Source organism: Dyella sp. 01L423 (assembly GCF_056399945.1).
The window spans coordinates 120164-140413 of sequence record NZ_JBFTSI010000009.1 but is presented as its reverse complement, the minus strand read 5'-3'; the positions used below and the strand labels follow the sequence as shown (position 1 = coordinate 140413).

Sequence of the window (20250 nt, the reverse complement as noted above, 5' to 3'; positions counted from 1 at the left end):
GGGCTTTAGCGTCCGCCATGGGAAGTCGCCTCGTTCGCCTCTTGCGCCCAGAAAAAAGCCACCCCGGCGTACCGGGGTGGCTGTTGGTGCGGCTTCTGCGGAACGCCCGCGCGTCAGAACTTCCCAGCGCGGAAATCGGCGATGGCCTGATGGATTTCTTCAGGCGTGTTCATCACGAACGGCCCGTAGCGGGTCACCGCTTCATTGAGCGGATGGCCCGCGACCAGCAGGACGCGTGCCGCCGTATCGCGACCAGCGATGCGCAGTTCGCCATCGCGCGACAACACCGCGAGTTCGCTACGGGCGAGCGGCTCGCCCGCAACATCCACGTCCTTGCCATCAAACACATAGGCAAAGCCGGCGTGGCCTTCGGGCAACGGAATGGTCACCGAGGCACCGGGCTGCACAGAGATATCGAGATAGATCGGCTGCGTGACGATTTCCGCCACGGGGCCGGTCACGCCGCCAAACTCACCAGCGATCACCTTCACCTCAACGCCTTCCGCCGGACGCGCGACCGGAATGCGCTCCGGCCCGATGTCCTGGTAACGCGGCGCGATCAGCTTGTCCTTCGCGGGCAGATTCACCCACAGCTGGAAGCCCCACATCAGGCCATCTTCCTGCTCCGGCATTTCCGAATGCAGGATGCCGCGGCCGGCAGTCATCCACTGCACGCTGCCAGGCACCAGGTCGCCGCTGTTGCCATGGTTGTCGTGGTGCTTCATGTGGCCGGCAAGCATATAGGTCACCGTTTCGAAGCCGCGATGCGGATGCTCGGGGAAGCCCGCGATGTAATCGCCCGCCTGGTCGGAACGAAACTCGTCCAACAGCAGAAACGGATCGAGCATGTCCAGGCCGGGCTGGCCGATGACGCGCTTGAGCTTCACACCCGCGCCGTCGGAGGTGTCGATGCCGCGGATGCGGCGAACAATGCTGCGCTCAGTCATGGCTGTCTCCAGAAAGTGGACTGGCAACATGATGGCGCTGCGGCGGCTCAAGCCCAAGACGCGTGGGTGGAACGGATTGTTTCCTTCGAGAGCGGCGAGGGGCCAGCCCCTCGCTCAATGCACCCAATGCCCGCTGCGCTGACGCGGCGGCGCCGACGATGGTTCCTTTTCCTCGGCCGGACGCACGGCGGCTTCGACTTCCGCCTCGCTCACCGGATGCTCGTTCCAGTAGTGATTTACCGCGCCGAGCACGGCCGGCACCTGCGACAGGCACTCGTCGTATTCATCGTCGCTGAGCTTTTCAAATTCCGCGTCGGCGTTGAGGATGCCCTCGTCCACCGCCAGCGCCATCACCGGACCGAGCATTTCCATCAGCTGCGGATCGTCGGCCAGACGCTTTTCCCACAGGCCGGCCCGCAGGTCGATGCCGCGGCTGAAACCTTCGCACCAGCCGGCGGCGGAAAGCACCGGGCCGGTTTCGGTATCCACTTCGCCGAGGATGGGCTCATAAGCCTCGACCTCGAGTTCGGCGGTGATCGAATCGTTGAGCTTGGCCAGCAGTGCCAGGACGCGGTTGCCTTCGTTCTCGTCGGTGAAGGGTTCGTGCAGCACTTCGGGCAGCCACTCTTCGGGCAATACCAGCGTCGGGCCCACCGCCAGCGCGGAGAGCAGGCCATGCACGCCATCGAGCAGCAGGTCGTCCTCGCCGACATGGCCGCGCAGGTATTGGTCCAGCTCGTCGAGTTCGTCGTCGCCTAGCGAACTGGGCCACTCGGTCTTGGGTGTATTCATCCGTTGCCTGTTTGCAGTGTTGCTTTGTTACTTCAGATATCCAGCTCAACCGTTACCGGCGTGTGATCAGAGGGGCGTTCCCAGGTTCGTGGCGTACGGTCGATGGTGGCCGTTTTTGCCGCGGATTTGAGGGCGTCGCCGATCAGGATCAGGTCGATGCGCAGGCCCATGTTGCGCCGGAAGGCTGCCTGACGGTAGTCCCACCAACTGAAGTGTTCGCCGGCCGGCTCGAACAGGCGGAAGCTGTCGTGCAGGCCCAGTTCGGTGATGCGCTTGAGCGCCTCGCGCTCGGGCGGCGAGCACAGGATGTCCTCGCCCCAGGCGACCGGGTCGTAGACGTCGCGATCATCCGGCGCGATGTTGAAATCGCCCAGCACGACCAGGTTCGGGTGGCGTTCGATTTCCCGCGCCAGGAACTCGCGCATCTTGGCCAGCCAGTCGAGCTTGTAGGCGTATTTTTCATCGCCCACGGCCTTGCCGTTGACCACGTACAGATCCACCACACGCACACCGCCGATGGTGGCCGCAAGAATGCGCCGCTGCGGGTCGTCCAGATTCGGGATGTCGGTGACGACATCCTCAAACTCGCCCTTCAGGTCGGCCTTCGCCAGCAAGGCCACGCCGTTGTAGGTCTTCTGGCCGGAGAACACCGCGCGGTAACCGGCTGCCGCCAGTTCATCCACCGGGAACTTGTGGTCCTCCAGCTTCGTTTCCTGCAACGCGACCACGTCCGGTTGCGCATCAGCCAGCCACTGCGTGAGGTGCGGAATGCGCACCTTCAGCGAGTTCACGTTCCATGAGGCGATTTTCATGAGGGCATTGTAAGCGATGAGTGGCGAGAGGCCGCCGCTCTTGCGAGCGGCGGCGTGCTTCAGGCCAGTCCGTGACTCTTCAACAACGCCTCGGGCTCGGGCGCGCGACCGCGAAATGCGATGAAGCTTTCGATGGCCGGGCGGCTGGCGCCCACCGCGAGAATTTCCTGGCGGAAGCGGTCGCCGGTGGCGCGGTCGATGACGCCGTGTTCCTCAAACTCACCGAAGGCATCGGCGCTGAGCAGTTCGGCCCACAGGTAGCTGTAGTAACCGGCGGCGTAGCCGCCCGCAAAGATGTGCGAGAACGCATGCGGGAAACGCTGCCAGGCCGGCGGATGCAGCACGGCCACGTCGTGGCGCACTTCTTCCAGCACTTCCAGCGTGCGCGCGCCCTGGTTCGGGTTGTATTCCAGGTGCAGGCGGAAATCGAACATGGCGAATTCAAGCTGGCGCACCAGGAACAGGCCTGCGTGGAAATGGCGCGCCGCCAGCATGCGCTGGAACAATTCCTCCGGCAGGCGTTCGCCGGTTTCATAGTGGCGCGCGAACAGATCGAGCGCTTCGCGGTTCCAGCCGAAGTTCTCCATGAATTGGCTGGGCAGTTCCACCGCATCCCATTCCACGCCGTCAATGCCGCCGATGGAAGGCAGCGCGATTTCGGTCAGCAGGTGATGCAGGCCATGGCCGAATTCGTGGAAGAGGGTGAGCACGTCGTCATGCGTGAGCAGGGCCGGGCGGCCTTCGGTGGGCGGCGCGAAATTGCAGGTGAGGAAGGCCACCGGCAGTTGTTCGTTGCCGCCATCGCGGAAGCGCGCGCGGCACACATCCATCCATGCGCCGCCACGCTTGCCGGTGCGCGCATAGAGATCCACATAAGCACCGGCGAACACCCGGCCATCGGCATCGCGCACGTCGTAGTAGCGCACATCCGGATGCCATACATCGACGTCTTCGCGCGCGCTCAATGTGATGCCGTACAAACGCTGGGTGAGGCCGAACAGGCCTTCGATCACCGCAGGCAGCGGGAAGTAGGGCTTGAGCTGTTCTTCGTCGAGGTCGTACTGCTGCTGGCGAAGCTTTTCCGAGGCGTAGCCGACGTCCCAGGATTCGAGGTTGTCGAGCTTCAGTTCGTTGGTGGCGAACTCACGCAGCCCATTGAGTTCGTTGCGCGCCACCGGCTTGGCGCGGTTGGCCAGATCACGCAGGAACTCCATCACCTCGGTGGGCGAGGCGGCCATCTTGGTGGCGAGCGATTCTTCGGCAGCATTGGCGAAGCCGAGCAGCTGGGCCGCCTCGTAGCGCAGCGCCATGATGCGATCGATACGGCCGCTGTTGTCGAATTTGCCGGCCTGCGGGCCCTGGTCGGAAGCACGCGTCTGGTACGCCCAGTACACGCGTTCACGCAGGCCGCGGTTGTCGGCGTAAGTGAGCACGGCCTGCACGCTGGGCTGCTTGAGCGTGACCAGATAGCCGTCGAGGTTCTGCTCCTTGGCGTACTGGCGCAGCACGGCGCGGCCGGACTCGGGAATGCCGGCCAGGTCGCGCTCGTCGGTGATGTGTTCGTGCCACGCATCGGTGGCGTCGAGCACAGCATTTGAAAATTCGGTGGAGAGGCGGCTGAGCTCGACGCCGATCTCGCGATAGCGGGAGCGCGCGGGTTCTTCCAGCGCCACGCCGGAAAGGCGGAAGTCGCGCAGCGCATGTTCCACCAACGCGCGTTGCGGACGCGACAGACGCGGGAAGTCCGGCGCATCGGCCAATGCCTGCACGGCCTGGTAGAGCTCGCGGTTCTGGCCCACTTCGATGGCGTGGTCGGTGAGTCTTTCCTCCGCCGGTCCGTAGACTTCGCGCAGCGCTTCGCTGTCCGCCACCGAATGCAGATGGCCCACCGGCGCCCAGGCGCGCGCGAGGCGCTGCTCCAGTCGCTCCTGGGTGAGCATGACGCTGTCGAAATCGTGCGGCGCGTTGGCTCCGGTCAGCGCGTCGATGCCGGCACGGTATTCGGCCAGCAGGGTATCGATGGCGGGCGTGACATGCTCGGGGCGGATCTGCGAAAACGCCGGGAGTGCGTCGTCGGCCAGCAGCGGATTGGTGTTTTCCATGGTGTCTCCTGAACGCCCGGCCTGCCGATGGCGGGTCTGCGGACTGCCCTCAGCGTGGCGACCCGGGTAGGCGAAATCAAGCCGCCACCACGCCCCTCGTCACGATTTGTCACATCCGGGCCCGTACCATCCCGCGCCATGTCCAAGCCCGATTTTTCCGCCCTCCTGCGTCGAAGCGATGTGTTCGGGCACCTGGGAGAGGAGGCGCTGGCCGCGCTGCTCCCTGAACTCCAATGGTTTTCCCTGCCGGGCGGTCGCACCTTGTTCAAGCAGGGCGATCCGGCCGACGCGCTCTATTTTGTCGTGCGCGGCAGCCTGGGCGTGTTTGACGGGCCCACCGAACGGGTACGCCTGGTGGCGGCGGGCGACAGCATCGGGGAGATCGCACTGATCACCGGCGAGGGCCGGCACCATACGGCGCGGGCGCTGCGCGACAGCGAGCTGCTGCGCCTGGACCTGGCCGCCTACGAGGCACTGATCCAACGCTATCCGCAGGCCATGCTGGGCGTGGCGCGGGTGGCCATCGGCCGGCTGCAGGAACGGATGCGCGGCGATGAAAGTCCTGGCATAGCGCGGACGTTTGCCCTGTTGCCGGCGAGTGCCGAGGTCCCTGCCCGCTCGCTGGCCATGCAGCTGGCGATGGAACTGGAACGCTGGGGCAGCTGCGTGGTGATCGACGCCGAACACGGCGCCGGACGCGGCAGCGACTGGTTTGCCGAACGCGAGGCGCAGGCGCGTTTTGTGATCTACCTGGACAGCGCCGGTGATGCCTTATGGCGCCAGCGCTGCATCAGGCAGGCCGACGTACTGCTGTTACCCACTCTGGCAGCGCAGCCGGCGCGACCGTGGCCGGAGGCTACGCTGATGGATCCGTCGCGGACGGGGCATCGTCCAAGGCATCTGATCCTGCTGCATCCGGGCCGCCAGCCGGCGCTGGGTGCAGCGCAACGCTGGCGCGCGGCGTTCAGCGGCGACATCCAGCATCACCATGTCGGCGGTGGCGCCGACATGGCGCGACTGGCACGCGTGATCAGCGGCAATGCGCGCGGGCTGGTATTGGCCGGCGGCGGCGCGCGCGGCGTGGCCCATCTGGGCGCACTGCGGGCGCTGTACGAAGCGGGCCATACGTTTGATGCCGTGGGGGGCACCAGCATCGGCGCGATCATCGGCGCCAGCGTGGCCGCCGGGTGGGAACTGGATGCCACCATCGAGACCTTGCGCCGCGCGTTCGTGCAGGGACGTCCACTGTCGGACTGGACCGTGCCCATCGTGGCGCTCACGCGCGGTCGCCGTGCCGCTCTGATGCTGCGCCGCGCCTTTGGTGCACTCGACATCGAAGACCTGACGCTGCCGTTTTTCTGCGTGTCGACCTGCCTGTCGGGCGGCGGCATGACGGTCCATCGCGAGGGACCGCTATGGCTCTGGCTGCGCGCCTCCAGCGCCATCCCCGGCGTGCTGCCGCCGGTGCTTCAGCAGGGCCGTGTGTACGTGGACGGCGCCCTGGTCGACAACCTGCCCACCGATGTGATGGCCGAGGACGGCTTGTCCCATATCACCGCGATCGATATCCGCGCGGAGATCTCCCTGCTCACCACCGCTGAGGAATTTGCCACGCCGCCATGGTGGCAGCTGTTGCTGGGCCGGCAGGAAATCCAGCGCCCAGGCCTGGTGTCCACGCTGGTGCGCGCGGCCATGGTCAACAGCGAAGGTCCGAGCGAACATCGCCGCGACCGTGCCGACCTGCTGTTGACGCCACCACTGGAACACATCGGCATGCTTGACTGGAAGGATTGGGAGCGGGCGATGGAAGCGGGGTATCAGTACACGATGAAAGTGCTGGAGCAACAATCGTAGATCGCACCTCGTGGGAGCGCACCCTGTGCGCGACAGGACCTGCCTCAAGGTCATGTGCTGGCGATGAGTAAGGCTTCGCATGTCTGGCGGCGCACGGCTCCGCCCAGTCCCGCACAGGGTGCGCTCCCACGGGGTGCTGCGCGGTACCATAGAACGATGGATCCTCTACGCAAATACAAGGGCATCTGGCCCACGCTGCACCAGCGCGTCTACGTTGACCCTGCGTCTACGGTGATCGGCGCGGTGGAATTATTCGACGATGTGTCGATCTGGCCAGGCGCGGTGCTGCGCGGCGACGTGAACTTCATCCGCATCGGCGCGCGCACCAACGTGCAGGACGGGGCGGTCGTGCACGTCACCCACGATGGCCCGTATTCGCCGGGCGGCATGCCCACGATCATCGGCGAAGGCGTCACCATCGGCCACGGCGCAGTCATTCATGCCTGCACCATCGAGGACTACTGCCTGATCGGCATGCACGCCACGGTGCTCGACGGCGCGGTGGTGAAGAAGCACGGCTTCGTGGGAGCGGGCACGGTGATTCCGCCGGGCAAGGTGGTGGGTGAGGGTGAGTTGTGGGTCGGCAACCCGGCTCGGAAAGTGCGCGTGCTCAGCGATGCGCAGATCGAGCAGTTGCACTACTCGGCGGATCACTATGTGCGCATGAAGGATGACTATCTGGCCGCGCAGTGATGGGGCCGTTTCGCTCTTGATCTGTCGTAGGTGCGTGGCATTCACGCCTACGTGAACGTCGCATCTGCACCGTCATCCCGGCGCGGGCCGGAGACGCTTTCCAATATCCGAAGGCTGGTCATCCAGTGCCTTTGCGCTTCGATTTTCGCGCTGCCGCCAGGGTGCCGCCTACGCGGCGGGCGTTTCGAACGGCTGCCGCCGCTCGAGTCACTTTTCTCTTGCTGGCCCAAGAGATCCCACGGGACTAGCTTTCGCGTCGAAAGTAACCCAAAGAGAATGGCCTAAAAGGGCAAGGGCTCGTAGCGTTCTGTTGAATACAAACCTTGCCGTTTGTGGGACTCGGAAGCGTGGCGATCGTCCGACATGCGATTACGCTACACCGCAACGCGCCGATGCGAAGAGGACTTAAAACAGGTTGCCGCGTATTCGAAGTTGTGTCGAATCGATTTACAACATCGACCCATTGCTAGCCGACTGCTGCTGCGCCTGCATCGCTGCAGCGCGCGCTTCGTCCTGGCGGATCTGGATCTGGCGCTGCGCGTCGAGCTTGCCGCCCAACAGAGAAAGAATGTAGTTGGTGCTGTCGAATTCGCGCAGCAGGGAGAGTTCGCGCTGGGCGTCGTCGAGGTTGTTGTCGTTGATGGCGCGCTCCACGTCGGCCGATGCCGTCGGGAAGGATTCGTGTAGCTCGTCGAGCGCAACCTTGTTCTGCGGATCGAGCTGCAGCACGCTGAGGTAGAACTCATAAGCATTGCTGCCGGCCGGCGCGACCAGGCGCTTCTCGCTGACGGCCGTCTTGGCGAGGTCGAGCAGGATGCCCACGCCGCTATCGTCCTTGCCCGAAGCCGACCCGTCAGCAGCAGTGGCCGTGTTGGCGCCGGACGCCGAGCCGGCTTTCGGCCACAGATAGATGCCGCCGCCCACAACGACAAGTGCGATCAAAGAAATGGCGACAAGCACGCGCTGGCGTGGCGCGAGGGTAGCGAGACGAGACATGGCACCGTTGCATCGATGAAACCCGCGCACAGGCGCGCCTGCCTTCAGGCGTCCCGGCGGAACTGTGTCACATTATCGATACATCATGTCAGCGATGTGACTCGCCACACTCACGGCGTATGGACGTCCGCACGGCCAGGCGCCTAGCTGAAATGACCGCCGGTGATGCGGCCATCCTTGTCCAGCTCGGCGTAGTAGCGGCTGTGGTTACTGCGGAACTCCAGGGTGGTGATGGTGCCCGGCAACACCAGCTGCACATCCGGATAGGCGGCACGAAACTGCTCCGGCGTGGGATGCGTGGCGATAAATGCGTCGAATGCCTTCATGTCGGTGACATAACCGTGCACAGGCGCGGGCATGGCTGGCGTCGAGGCCTGGCATCCACCCAGAACCAGCGCAATCGAGAGAACGGCAGGGGCGATCAAACGCGGCATGACGACACTCCGTGATGGGCCGTGTCCGATTATGCGCCCTCGTCCCCGCGTCCCTGCATTACAGGCGGAATTCGATGCGCTGGCGCATCTGCAACGCCACCGGCTTGCCGTCCTGGGTCCCCGGCGTGAACTGCCAGCGCGACACCGCGCCCAGCGCCGCGCGATCGAACACGTATTTGGGATCGGCGTCGGCCACGGTGGCGCCGATTACCGATCCGTCCGGTTCCACGGTGAAGGTGACATCGACCCAACCCTGGCGCCGCGTACGTTTCGCATCCGGCGGATAGGCGGGCTCCACGCGATGGGTGAGCACGGGCGCGCTGGCGCCGTTCGCATCAGCCACGACGGCGGCCGGTGCAGGCGCGGGTGCGCGGGCACGCATGGCTGATTTCGGCGCCGCTTCGACCGTGGTCGATTCCACGTTCAACTGCGCAATCGCCCGTTCGCCAGGCGTCATCACGTTGCTGGGTTTGGCCGGAGCCACTGATGGCGGCGTGCTGGCGGCGACTGGCGCGGGTGCAACGGCGACGCTCGGCGTGAGCGGCGTCGCGGCCACTACCGGCGTCTTGCTGGTCGCAGCCGGCAACGGTTCACGACGGTTCGCCTGCTGGGCTTGCTCCGCCGCCTGCTGGGCAACGGTCGCGCGCTGCGCCTGCAATTTGGCCTGCAACAAGGTGAGCGTGTAGTTCTGCGGGTCGGCGCGCGTCAGCAGCTCGATCTGCCGCTGGGCTTCGGCGTCCTCGCCCGCATCAATCGTCTGTTCGGCCGCATGAGCGCCGAAGGGAAAGATTTCGCGCAGCGCGTCCTGCGCCACGCGGTTGCCGGGTTCGCGTTTGAGTACCGCAAGATAGAGCTCGAAGGCATTGTTGCCGGCGGGCGCCAGCAGGCGCTGGGCCGCAATGGCGTCACGCGCGTGCTGCAGCAGTTCGTCGGTGCCAACACCAGCGCGTATCACCGGACCCGCGGCCGCGACCACCTGTTGTGGCGTTGGCTGATCGGCATCGTTGCCGTGCTTGATCTGCCAGAAGATGACGCCTCCCGCCACCGCGATAAGCACAATGAGGATCAGCAGGCTGTAGCGGGCTACACCTAGGGCACGACGACGCGACGAAGCGGGGGACATGGGCCACACATGGATGAGAGGAGCCGGCGCGCCGGCTGGGCGCGCAAGCTTAGAGGCGTCATGTTGCGGTGATGTTGCCCCGCATCAGTGGACGTGACGCAGTTCACACCTTGGCCCTGCGGATCAGGCCGTATGAACTGCGCCGTCCTTCATCAATGCCCCGGCAGCAGGCTGCTGTCCGGCGAACCATCCGGATGGGCAAACCACGATACGCGGTTGCTGCCGTCAGGGCAGCCCTTGCCCGCGTTGCTGCTCGCCACCACGCCAGCCTGAGTGGTGAGCGACGCACGGTAGCAGCTGCCCAGGGTGTCGTGGAACGCGAACGACTGCGAACTCTGTTGGCCGCTATGGCTGGTCAGGTTGCCGCCGGCATCGAACACCAGCGTGTCCTGGGTATCCACTGTGTTGTCGACATCGGCCCCGTAGAGGGTGAGGCCGAGCAGGCGCAGCTCATCACGCTGGCGATAGCCCTGGTGCACGGTTGAGGCCGCGCTCGTGCTGCCATCGCTGCCCAGCTGCTGGTTGTAGTCGAGCGAGAACGGATAGTTGAAATGCACCTGCCGCTCCGCCGTCAGGAAGTTGCCCAGGCGGCTCTGGCTGCTGCTGTCAGACCAGGTGCGCTGCGTGGTTTGCTGGCGATAGACCGTGCTGTTGATGGTGAAGGTCTGCGTGTCGTCGAAGCCCGTGTCCTGCGTCACCGTGCTGGTGACGCGTCCGTGCGAGGTGTTCGCGTAGCCCTCGATCACAAAGTGGCGGTCGAGCTTGGTAGTAATGCTGCTGCCCAAGTCGCCATTGCTCGCGGTGGCGAGCGTGCTTGCGATGGCCGGCGTCGCGGGCTGGCCGACCAGCGTGTTGCGCGTGATCTTGCCGGTCACCTGCTTGGCATGCGCGTCGCGATACACCAGCAGCGTGGCGGTGGCGGCAAAGTAGCTATTGGCGCCGGCGACTTGCACGGCCACTTCATGCGGCTTGCCATCGCTCAGCTGGCCGGCGAACGGCGTGAGATCGACCCGGTACGGCAGGAAGTTCAGCGCTTGCACGCCCGGCGTGGGGCGCCAGAGGTAAGGATCGATGCCGCCGGTATAAACCCACGGATAGACCGGCGCGACACCGGCCGCCTGGCCGTCGATGCTGATCTGTGCCTCGCGGAAATTGCCGCCGCCGCATTCATTGGTCTCCGAGGCATACGCATCGGGCACGCAGGTGTACCAGAACTCATCGCCGCTCTGGCTTTGGGTGAACACGTCCAGATACGCGCGCTCGACATTGGTCGGCAAGGCCAGCGTTCGGGCCAGCTTGTCGGTCGACGTGTTGAGCGTCGCCGTGCTGCCCACCGGATCGCTGCCCAGCGGATACACCGCGTCGGGCACTTCCGCCGCGCGGGCACGTGCCGATGCCGGATAGAACAGCAGGCGGGCTGTGCCATGGATCACGCCGGTGTAGGTATCGTTCACCAGATTGCCGATGATGGCCTGGCCTTGCCCCGCGTTGCGCAGCAGGGCGGCGTAGTCGGTGAGGTCGCGCTCCACATGCCATGCGGGCGACACCGCCGCCGACGGTTCCTGGGTGGTACCGAAGTAGAGGTTCACGCCCCCCAGCCACAGCGTTGCGGTGCGGTCGTACTGGCGACCGGCGGTGACCGAGAAGTCAGCCTCCAGCACCACCTTCGACCAGGCGCCAGTACACGAGGTAGGCGGCGTGTAGCTGTAGGGACGGGCGTTGAAATCATTGAAGGCGACGTTGGTGAACAGAGTCACCACACAGGGCTGGCCCGGCGGTCGCGGTACGGTCGGATCGGCGGTCGCCACATTGCTTGAACCCACTACCGGATCGGCCGCGGCTTGCGCGGTGAATCCCAGCGCCAGCGTTGCCGCCAGCGCAGCGGCCGCCGCAAGGCGGACGAATCCCTCAGGCACCATAACGTTCTCCCCGTGATGTGCCCCCTGAGTCGCGCACGCTAGCACGGTCTAGACACGTCAGACGTCTAGGCGTCCACACTCTGCGCGCGCAGGTTCTTGCGCTGCTTCAGCGAGGTGAAGGCGAAGTCAGCTTGCGCGCGTCGCGGCCTCAAGCGCGGCCAGATAAGCCATCGCGTGCTCGCGGGACGCGCCGCACATCGCGACTTCCGGTCGCAAGCCCGAGCAAACCGCGGGTCGCTCCGGCCGGCCAAAGATGGCGCAGCGGTTGTCGTCACTCAATTGCACACAACGCACGCCCGCCGGTTTGCCGTGGGGCATGCCGGGAATCGGCGAAGAAATGGATGGCGCGATACAGCAAGCGCCGCAGCCGGCCCGGCAACTCGGCGCGTTCGCCAGGAATGCCGGGCGCTGCATGATCGCTCGCTCAGCCGTACTGCTTGCGCAGCTCGGCGTAGACAGGATCAGTGTCCGGGCGCTTGCCGTGCCAAAGCTCGAACGTGTCGGCGGCGGTCTCAATCAGCATGCCCAGGCCATCGAACGCGTAGCGCGCGCCTGCGGTACGTGCCCAGGCGATAAAGCCGGTGGCGGCGGCGCCGTAGGAGAGGTCATAGCAGAGCGCGCGATTGCCGACGATGGCAAACGGCAGATCCAGCGACTTGCCCAGCACGCCGGCCGAGGTCGCATTGATGATCAGATCGAATGCACCCAGATCGGCCAGGTCTTCCCAGTAGCGCGTGTGCGCACGCGCCGGATCGCCGATGGCATCGGCCAGCGCATCGGCCGTATCCGGCGTGCGGTTGACGATGGTCAGCGTATGCACGCCGGCATCGAGCAGCGCCCACGCCACACCGTGAGCCGCGCCGCCAGCGCCGAGCAACAGGGCGGTGTGGCCGCGCAGGTCCACGCTGTGGCGCTCGGCGATGTCGCGCACCATGCCGTCGCCATCCGTGTTGTGGGCGGCGATACGGCCATCGGGCAACGGCGTGAGCACATTGGCGGTGCCGGCGCGCTTGGCCGCCACGCTGCGTTCATGGGCCATCGCGTAGGCGGCCGTCTTGTGCGGCAAGGTCACGTTGGCGCCGCGGCCGCCGTTGGCGAAGAACGTGCGCAGTGCAGACTCAAAGTCCGCCGGCGCGGCGTCGATGGTGCGGTATTCCAAATCGATACCGAACTGGCGCGCGAACGACTGGTGAATCTGCGGCGACAGCGAATGGCTGATGGGGTGGCCAAACACTGCGAACTGTCCTGCACTCATGCGCGCTCCTGATGAAAGTCGATGCCACCGACGGCGGCTCCCGGTCGGACCGGGAGGTTTATTTTACGCGCCGCAGGCCTTGTCCGGTGAGGCATCGCAGGTTTTGAGATCGACTCCGCGCAGGCTTTGCTCCACACCGACCACGGAACCCGTCCATGCGCCAGACCACTCGCCTCGCCCATCACGAACGCCTGCTTGGCGCGGCCCTGTTGTGGCTGCTGGCCGGCGCGGTCTTGCTGCTGACCACCCTGGTTCCGATGCATACCGAGGCCCTGGGCTGGACGCCCGCGTTCTGGCTGATCGGCGCACCGCTAGTGGTCTTGCTGGCGCTGGAGCCGTCGCTGCCCCGCCAGCTGATAGGCCTGCGATTTCGCTCGCGCCGCCGTCCGGCGGCCGCGCTGATCTGGAATTGAGGCGATAACGAATTCACTTGGCAGTGGATGCCGCGGCAGGAACGCCGTGGCGTGGGGCTCCGTGCGACGGCCTGGGATGGCTGGGCACCTCGCTGGAGCGGCGCGACGGATCGTGCCCGCGTGACGGCAGCTCAGGGACGGGCTGCCGGTATCACCCCACTGCTGTAGCTGTTTTCTGAGGGAGCGCACCCTGTGCGCGACAACCTGACGGAGCGGCACACCGTGACGTCGAAGTCGCCCACAGGGTGCGCTCCCACAGTTGTCATTGTGCTCAATCAATCTCGCCGGCGCGCTTGCGCTCCATGCGCCGCAGAAACTCCTGCATGATTCGGCGGTAAAGCGCCTCACCCAGGTACTCATCTTCCACGCCATGATCGATCGACGGGTTGTCGTTCACCTCGATCACCACCGGCTTGTTGCCCACGCGCTTGATATCCACGCCGTACAAGCCATCGCCTACCGCCTGGGTGGCCTTGAGCGCCAGCTTCACCACGTCGGCCGGCGCGTGTTCGATCGGAATGGTTTCCGAGTCGCCCGTCTTCGATGCGCCCTTGGCGCCGTGGTTGTAGATCTGCCAGTGGCCGCGCGACATGAAGTATTTGCAGGCGTACAGCGGCTCGTTGTTGAGCACGCCAATGCGCCAGTCGAACTCCGTGAAAACGAACTCCTGCGCCAGCAGCAGCGCGCTGTGCTGGAACAATTCCGCACTGGCTTTGTTGAGCGCGGACTCGTTTTCCACCTTGACCACGCCGCGCGAGAACGAACCGTCGGGGATCTTCAGCACCAGCGGATAGCCGAGTTTCTCCGAGAGTTCCTTCAAGCCCTTCGCATCGTCGCGGTAGAGAATTTCAGTGCGCGGCACGGCGAGCTTGCGCGACACCATCAAGTCGTTGAGGAAGATCTTGTTCGTGCAGCGCAGGATCGAGGTGGGGTCGTCCATCACCACCATGCTTTCCTTCTCAGCGCGATGCGCAAAGCGGTAAGTGTGGTTGTCGCTGGCGGTGGTTTCGCGGATGAACAAGCCGTCGTACTCGGCCAGCCGCTGATAGTCGTTCTTGCCGATGGGATCGACTTCGATCCCCAGCTCCTTGCCGGCGGCAATGAAGGATTTGAGCGCCTTCTTGTTCGACGGCGGCATCGCCTCGTGCGGATCGACCAGCATGGCGATGTCGTAGCGGAACTGCTTGCGCGCCTTGGGCTTGCGCCACAGCTTTTTGCTGAAGCGGTCAAGCTCTTCGGCGAAGGCATCTTCCTGGGCGTCGTCCAGCGTCTGCAGGCCCACCGGCTTGATCGCGCTGATCTGCCAGACGCGATCGCGCTCGAACTCGATGCGCAGCAGCGGGCACGGGAACATTTCGAACACCTGGCGCGCAAGATCTTGCAGCGCCGGATGGGCGGTCTGCCCGAAGTAGACCAGGATGCCGAAGTCGGTGGTGTCGCGACCGCCGGCCGGCAGGAAATGGGTGAGCTTGGCGCTCAGGTCCTCGATCTCCAGGCCGTACAGCGAACGGCGGCGCAGATCGTTCACCGTGCGCACGGATGGCATCACGCGATGCCCGCGCGCCTCGGCCAGCAGCGACACGTAGTAGCCGGTGCCCAGGTATTTGTAACTGCGGCACAGGTTGATGACGTGCGTGCGCTCGTCGTCCACACCGACGGGTTCGCGCAGGTAATCCATCGCCGTGACCACGTCCGCGGACGGGTAGTAGGAACTCCAGTCGGAGGCCTTCTCGACAACAAGCACGAGACGAGTCATGACACCTCTGTCAGATGGAACCGAGGAGTGTCGTCACGCGGGGAACGAGGCGGCACGGCGCAAGGGGCGCAGTTTGGCACATGGATGGCGCGGCACAAGGCGGGGCATTGGGCCGGCTCATAGGCGGTTCAAGATTTGCCCGCTTCATTCCACACTCCAGTCCGAACTTCGCCACCAGGGCACGCCCGCAAGAAGCCACGTCGCTCTGCGCCAGACAGCAAGGCCTGCACTTTTCGCTGACATCTTCCGCGAGCAGCGTGCCGAGATTGAACGGGTTGTGACCTGCGCCACAAGTCATCGTTGCCCCCGGGGAGTGTGGGGTCTAGAGTGCCCGGCTTGTTTCATCGTGCCCGCGGGACCGCCCCTGATGACCCCCATGCCCGCGACCGCCGCCGTACGCGTGCGTCGTGCTGAACTCTCCGATCTCGACGACTTGGTTGCCCTGGAAGAGAGCAGCTTCGCCACCGATCGCCTCAGCCGGAACCAATACCGCCGTCACCTCGACAGCGAAAGCGCGCAGGTGCTCGTGGCCAGCGCCAATCACCGCAACTTTCTCGGCACGGCCGTGGTGTTCTTCCGCAAGGGGACCCAGGTCGCGCGCTTGTACTCGATCGCCACCAAGGCGGAGGCGCGTGGCAAAGGCGTGGGGTCTGCGCTGCTGGAAGCAGCGGAACAACTTGCGCTGAGACGCCGTCGCAAGGCGCTGAGGCTGGAAGTGCGCACGGATAACGAAGACGCGCTGCGCTTGTACGAGCGGCTCGGGTACAAGCGCATTGGACGTTATGCGCGCTATTACGGCGATGGGGCGGATGCGTGGCGGTATGAGAAGGTGTTGGACTGAGGGCTGACCCTGTCTTCTTGCCTTCGATAGAGCTTGGCGATCACGGCAACGTTCTATCGCTGCTTCCCCCAGTCCCGCCTCATCCTTTGTAGGAGCGCACTTGTGCGCGACCGCCGCCCGCGGGTGTAACGCTTCGTAGGCTGGTCGCGCACAAGTGCGCTCCTACAAAGGCGAGGAAGGGCGTTGTGCGGCTCTTGATGCGGCTCTGCCCCCGGGCCCCCGTATGACGCGGCGGGCGGGTGGAGGAGAGCCTGCGGCAGGCGAGCCAGATCGCGATTACGCGAAAACCGGAGACCGACGAAACAGGATGACCAGCCACTCGGCTGTTGAAAAGAGCCTCCGGCACTTGCCCCCTTTTTTGGGGTAGGCCGGAATGACGAGCAAAAGAGGGCGGCAGTGTTTGCTCGCAACGAGGCAAGGCTTCCCTACCTCAGTTTCCCAGAACCCCAACCTCAAAACGGCTGCGCGATGCGCCTTTCCGTCGCCTCATCCGGACGCGCCACCAGCGCCCCCGTGCGCATCAGGCTCACCGTGTAATGCCCCTGATCCACCAGCGGCAAAAACACGCCGCTGCCGAACAGCGCATCCACATCCGGCACCCAGCGTGGATATTGCTTGTGCAAGTCGAGCAGATCGAAGCTGCCGCCTTCGCGAAAATCGACCACGGTCCGCGGCCCATGCATTTCATCGTTCGGATCGTCGTAGCGTCCCGACAACCGATCCAGCCGATACAGCGGCGGCACGCCCGCCAGCATCGCGGGCAGCTTCCACTTCAGCACCACGGCCTCGACGCGCCATGCATCGCCGGCCACGTCCACGCGGCGGGTGGCCCCATCGGGCCAGCGCAGGACGAGCGACCAGCGCTGCGGTGAAAGGATGTGCGCATCGATCTCGACCACTGGTGTTTCCTCGCTGAGCAGGCGATAGCCGCGCAACGCAAAACCCATGCCCGTCAGTATCAGAGTGATGGCGAAACCAGCAATCAGCAGCACGGAGCGACCTGCGGCAGCCAGGTGCTGCCTGTCGTCCAGGCGCTGGCGCAAGGCCACCAGTTGAAACAAGGTGAACAGCAGGGCGATCGCGGCCAGGATCAGCAGGATCGTCGAAGGGAGGCGCAGCAGCGCGGTCCAATCCATCGTTGTACTTCTGTGCATTCAAACCGCTCGCGGCGGCGACGGCCGCATCATAACGGCTGAGGCGCCGTTCACGGGCGGCGGCGCTTCCAAAGCAGCGGCTCGCCTATACTGATCGGGTTCCCGCCGGATACCCCGACATGCGCCGATCACTCCTGCTGCTTCCGCTGTGCTCTGTTCTCGCCCTGCTCGCCGGATGCGGCAACAAGGGACCGCTCTATATGCCCAAGGCCACGCCTGCGGCCACCGTGCATCCCGCTACACCTGCCGCGCCGGCGGCGAAGCCCGTACCCGCGGCGGTTCCGGCAGCGCTGACGCCCACGCCGGTGCACGGCTTTGTCACCGACATGACGGCGTTCGATGCCTTTATCGCCGCGCATCCCACGCCCGAGCAGTTCAAGGCGGCCTATCCGGATGTGCTGCTGGTGCTGCCCGGTACCATCGCCACCCGCGAGATGCGCAGCAACAACAGCCGCTATTTCGCCGAAGTCGACGCCAACGGCCGGATCACCGGCGGCAAGTTCATGTAATGAAGCTGCCGTTTTCAAAGATGCACGGCATCGGCAACGACTTTGTGATGGTCGATTGCCGGCAGCGCGCGTTTGCGCTCAATGAAGAACAGATCCGCGCCATCGCCGACCGGCACATGGGCGTGGGTTTCGACCAGCTGATCAGCATCGAGCCGCCGCGCGATGCCAGTTGCGCGTTCTACTACGGCATCTGGAATGCGGACGGCACGCCGTCGGGGCAGTGCGGCAACGGCGTGCGCTGCGTGGCGGCATGGCTGCATCGCGCAGGCGAGTTGTCGATCGGCGACATGATCCGGCTGGAAAGCCCTTCCGGGCCGGTCACCGTGCGTCTGAGCGGCCCGAACGAAGTGACGGTCGACATGGGCGTGCCCACCCTGGAGCCCGAGCGTATTCCGTTCCGTGCCGACTTGCAGGCGGATCGTTATGCCATCGAAGTGGGCGGCGACGTGCTGGAGATCGGCGCGCTGTCGATGGGCAATCCGCACGCGGTCGTGGTGGTGCCGGACCTGCAGGCGCCATCGCTGTATCGCGTCGGTCCCATGCTGACCACGCACAGCCGTTTCCCCGAAGGCGCCAACGCCGGCTTCGTGCAGCAGGTCGATCGAGGCCAACTGCGCCTGCGCGTGCATGAACGCGGCAGCGGCTGGACCCTCGCCTGCGGCACGGGCGCCTGCGCCGCGATGGCGGTGCTGCGCCTGCGCGACGAGGTCGACGAGAAAGTGATGGTGACGCTGCCCGGCGGCACCCTGACCATCGAATGGGCAGGGCCGGGGCATACCCTGTGGATGACCGGGCCGGCGACCTTCGTTTTCGAAGGCGAATGGCTGGGCTGACGCGACTTTCTGTCCATGTCGGTTGAAAGCCGATAGCGGAACAACGCACACTCGGCCCGCAACGCATCACTCCGCTGAGGTAGTCATGTCCGAAACCGCCATTGTCGACACGCTTTCCGCCGGCGACGTCGCGGCTTTCCTGCGGCACCATCCGGAGTTCCTCACCGACTATCCCGATATCGCGGCCCAGCTCACGCTGCCGCGGGAGCAGGGCCGTGTCGCCTCGCTGGCGGTTTATCAGCTGCAGAGCCTGCGCGAGAAAAACGCGGAGCTGGAAAAGCAGCTGGCTGGCCTGATCGCCATCGCCGCTGAAAACGAGCGGCTGATGCAGCGGGTGCACGAGCTCAATCTCGCGGTGCTGCGCGCCGGCACGCCCGCCGTGGCGGCCCGCAGCGTGGTGGCGCGGCTCGCGGAAGACTTTCAGACCGACCAGGTGCGCCTGATGCTGTTCGGCCCGATCGGCCTGCCGCCGGCCGACTGGCTGGTGCATATTCCAGGCGGTCGCTCGCAGGTGCCCGAGTTTTCCGATTTCATGGCACACCACGAGCCGGTCGCCGGCCGCCTCTCGGCGGAACGCCTGTACCGCCTGTTCGGCGACCACGCGCCGGAGATCCGCTCCGCCGCGATGATGCCGCTGGGCGAGTTCGGCATCCTGGCCATCGGCAGCGGCGATGCAGACCATTTCCAGCCGGGCATGGGCACGGTCTTCCTGAAGATGATCGCCGGCACCGTCACTGCCGCGCTCCGCCGCGCGCAAGAAGTCATGTAACACCTATGTCTCACCCGCAAGCCCAGGTCGATGCCTGGCTTTCGCGACTCGCGGGAGAACGCAAGGCATCGGTGCATACGGTCGATGGCTATCGACGCGATCTTGCCAAGCTGCTGCGTTGGATGGAGGCGCAAGGCATCGCGGATTTCAGCGCGCTCGAGCCCAACCGCATGCGCGGTTTCGTGGCCGGCGAACACCGCGGCGGCCTGGCGCCGAAAAGCTTGCAACGCCTGCTGTCCTCCTGCCGCAGCCTGTTTCGCCAACTCACCCGCGAGGGTTTGCTCGAGCATGACCCGTTGGCCGGCGTGCGCGGCCCCAAGGTGCACCGCAAGCTGCCGCAGGTGCTCGACGTGGACGAAGCCACGTCGCTGGTGGAAACGCAGACCGAGGGCGCGCTGAACCTGCGCGACCGCGCGATGCTGGAATTGTTTTATTCCTCAGGTTTGCGTTTGTCCGAACTCACCGGGCTGCGCTGGATCGATCTGGACCTGCACGCCGGCGAAGTGCGCGTGCTCGGCAAGGGCAACAAGACGCGCATCGTGCCGGTGGGACGCCACGCGGTGGCCGCGCTGCGCGCTCTGGGCGAAGCGCAAAGCATGGTCCCCGAGCAGCCTGTGTTCAAAGGCCGCAGCGGTGCACCCATCAATCCGCGCACCGTACAGCTCCGTCTGAAGACCCTGGCGCTGCAGCAAGGCATGGCCAAGCGCATCCATCCGCATCTGCTGCGCCACACCTTCGCCAGCCATATGCTGGAATCCTCCGGCGACCTGCGCGCCGTGCAGGAGTTGCTCGGCCACGCCGATATCGCCACCACGCAAATCTATACACACCTGGATTTCCAGTATCTGGCCAAGGTGTATGACGCGGCGCATCCGCGCGCGAAGCGGAAATGACGGGCGCCGTAGGCCCACGGCGCTGAGCACTCTGTGGGAGCGCACCCTGTGCGCGACGGGCCGCCCGCGGCCCGGTTTTCCTTGGAAGCGCCGTCGCGCACAGGGTGCGCTCCCACAAGGGCTGACCGGGCGGCGGCTTGGATTCCGCCCTTACG

20 protein-coding genes are annotated in these 20250 nt (G+C 65.3%); 8 read left to right on the top strand and 12 right to left on the bottom strand.

Translation table 11 applies throughout. From position 1 onward, the window contains the following. Positions 1–113 precede the first annotated feature (113 nt). From AC1DMY_RS19835 to AC1DMY_RS19820, 4 genes are all read right to left on the bottom strand, one after another. Positions 114–947: a pirin family protein gene (locus AC1DMY_RS19835; protein ID WP_477166574.1), complete on the bottom strand. Its 834-nt coding sequence runs from the start codon at positions 945–947 to the stop codon at positions 114–116. A gap of 114 nt (positions 948–1061) precedes the next feature. Further along, positions 1062–1739 carry a YecA/YgfB family protein gene (locus AC1DMY_RS19830; protein WP_477166573.1) on the bottom strand — a complete coding sequence of 226 codons (678 nt, stop codon included), beginning with the start codon at positions 1737–1739 and terminating at the stop codon, positions 1062–1064. Between the two features lie 32 nt (positions 1740–1771). Next, entirely contained in the window at positions 1772–2551 is a 780-nt protein-coding gene (xth, locus tag AC1DMY_RS19825; RefSeq protein WP_477166572.1) for an exodeoxyribonuclease III, read from the bottom strand. A gap of 59 nt (positions 2552–2610) precedes the next feature. Further along, a complete protein-coding gene (locus AC1DMY_RS19820) occupies positions 2611–4653 on the bottom strand; it encodes a M3 family metallopeptidase (RefSeq protein WP_477166571.1) in 2043 nt (680 codons plus the stop codon). A gap of 138 nt (positions 4654–4791) precedes the next feature. On the opposite strand from AC1DMY_RS19820, the gene AC1DMY_RS19815 reads away from it, so the two are divergent. Both AC1DMY_RS19815 and AC1DMY_RS19810 read left to right on the top strand, forming a co-directional pair. Continuing rightward, positions 4792–6507 carry a patatin-like phospholipase family protein gene (locus AC1DMY_RS19815; protein ID WP_477166570.1) on the top strand — a complete coding sequence of 572 codons (1716 nt, stop codon included), beginning with the start codon at positions 4792–4794 and terminating at the stop codon, positions 6505–6507. Between the two features lie 156 nt (positions 6508–6663). Further along, complete coding sequence (locus AC1DMY_RS19810; protein ID WP_477166569.1) at positions 6664–7200, top strand: gamma carbonic anhydrase family protein; 537 nt, start codon at positions 6664–6666, stop codon at positions 7198–7200. A gap of 447 nt (positions 7201–7647) precedes the next feature. Here the strand turns inward: AC1DMY_RS19810 and AC1DMY_RS19805 are convergent, their stop codons facing one another. The 6 genes from AC1DMY_RS19805 to aroE all read right to left on the bottom strand — a co-directional run bounded on the left by AC1DMY_RS19805 (position 7648) and on the right by aroE (position 12927). Continuing rightward, positions 7648–8196 carry a hypothetical protein gene (locus tag AC1DMY_RS19805; RefSeq protein ID WP_477166568.1) on the bottom strand — a complete coding sequence of 183 codons (549 nt, stop codon included), beginning with the start codon at positions 8194–8196 and terminating at the stop codon, positions 7648–7650. Between the two features lie 143 nt (positions 8197–8339). Next, entirely contained in the window at positions 8340–8630 is a 291-nt protein-coding gene (locus AC1DMY_RS19800) for a hypothetical protein (RefSeq protein WP_477166567.1), read from the bottom strand. Between the two features lie 58 nt (positions 8631–8688). Then, complete coding sequence (locus AC1DMY_RS19795; RefSeq protein ID WP_477166566.1) at positions 8689–9753, bottom strand: energy transducer TonB; 1065 nt, start codon at positions 9751–9753, stop codon at positions 8689–8691. Between the two features lie 152 nt (positions 9754–9905). After that, positions 9906–11672 (bottom strand): peptide-N4-asparagine amidase, encoded by a 1767-nt coding sequence (locus tag AC1DMY_RS19790; RefSeq protein WP_477166565.1) that lies wholly within the window; start codon positions 11670–11672, stop codon positions 9906–9908. A 126-nt stretch (positions 11673–11798) separates the two neighbouring features. Then, entirely contained in the window at positions 11799–12086 is a 288-nt protein-coding gene (locus AC1DMY_RS19785; protein ID WP_477166564.1) for a YkgJ family cysteine cluster protein, read from the bottom strand. A 10-nt stretch (positions 12087–12096) separates the two neighbouring features. Continuing rightward, a complete protein-coding gene (gene aroE / locus AC1DMY_RS19780; protein ID WP_477166563.1) occupies positions 12097–12927 on the bottom strand; it encodes a shikimate dehydrogenase in 831 nt (276 codons plus the stop codon). A 155-nt stretch (positions 12928–13082) separates the two neighbouring features. Between aroE and AC1DMY_RS19775 the strand changes: the two genes are divergently transcribed. Continuing rightward, on the top strand, positions 13083–13340 hold the full coding sequence (locus AC1DMY_RS19775; protein WP_477166562.1) for a hypothetical protein: 258 nt from the start codon (positions 13083–13085) through the stop codon (positions 13338–13340). A gap of 271 nt (positions 13341–13611) precedes the next feature. Here the strand turns inward: AC1DMY_RS19775 and AC1DMY_RS19770 are convergent, their stop codons facing one another. Next, on the bottom strand, positions 13612–15096 hold the full coding sequence (locus AC1DMY_RS19770; protein ID WP_477166561.1) for a RimK family protein: 1485 nt from the start codon (positions 15094–15096) through the stop codon (positions 13612–13614). A 367-nt stretch (positions 15097–15463) separates the two neighbouring features. On the opposite strand from AC1DMY_RS19770, the gene AC1DMY_RS19765 reads away from it, so the two are divergent. Next, on the top strand, positions 15464–15937 hold the full coding sequence (locus AC1DMY_RS19765; RefSeq protein WP_477166560.1) for a GNAT family N-acetyltransferase: 474 nt from the start codon (positions 15464–15466) through the stop codon (positions 15935–15937). A 452-nt stretch (positions 15938–16389) separates the two neighbouring features. On the opposite strand, the gene AC1DMY_RS19760 is transcribed toward AC1DMY_RS19765, so the two are convergent. After that, positions 16390–17073: a hypothetical protein gene (locus tag AC1DMY_RS19760; protein WP_477166559.1), complete on the bottom strand. Its 684-nt coding sequence runs from the start codon at positions 17071–17073 to the stop codon at positions 16390–16392. 137 nt (positions 17074–17210) lie between these two features. Between AC1DMY_RS19760 and lptM the strand changes: the two genes are divergently transcribed. The 4 genes from lptM (at position 17211) to xerC (ending at position 20095) form a co-directional block, all read left to right on the top strand. After that, a complete protein-coding gene (lptM, locus tag AC1DMY_RS19755) occupies positions 17211–17600 on the top strand; it encodes an LPS translocon maturation chaperone LptM (protein WP_477166558.1) in 390 nt (129 codons plus the stop codon). Further along, positions 17600–18433, top strand: coding sequence for a diaminopimelate epimerase (gene dapF, locus AC1DMY_RS19750; protein ID WP_477166557.1), 834 nt, complete (start codon positions 17600–17602; stop codon positions 18431–18433). Before lptM ends, dapF begins: the two co-directional genes overlap by 1 nt. 85 nt (positions 18434–18518) lie before the next feature. Beyond that, the gene (locus tag AC1DMY_RS19745) at positions 18519–19202 is read left to right on the top strand and encodes a DUF484 family protein (RefSeq protein WP_121883777.1); all 684 of its coding nucleotides are present in this window, start codon (positions 18519–18521) and stop codon (positions 19200–19202) included. A gap of 5 nt (positions 19203–19207) precedes the next feature. Then, positions 19208–20095, top strand: a complete 888-nt coding sequence (gene xerC, locus AC1DMY_RS19740) for a tyrosine recombinase XerC (RefSeq protein ID WP_477166556.1) — start codon at positions 19208–19210, stop codon at positions 20093–20095. The last annotated feature ends 155 nt before the right edge of the window (positions 20096–20250 follow it).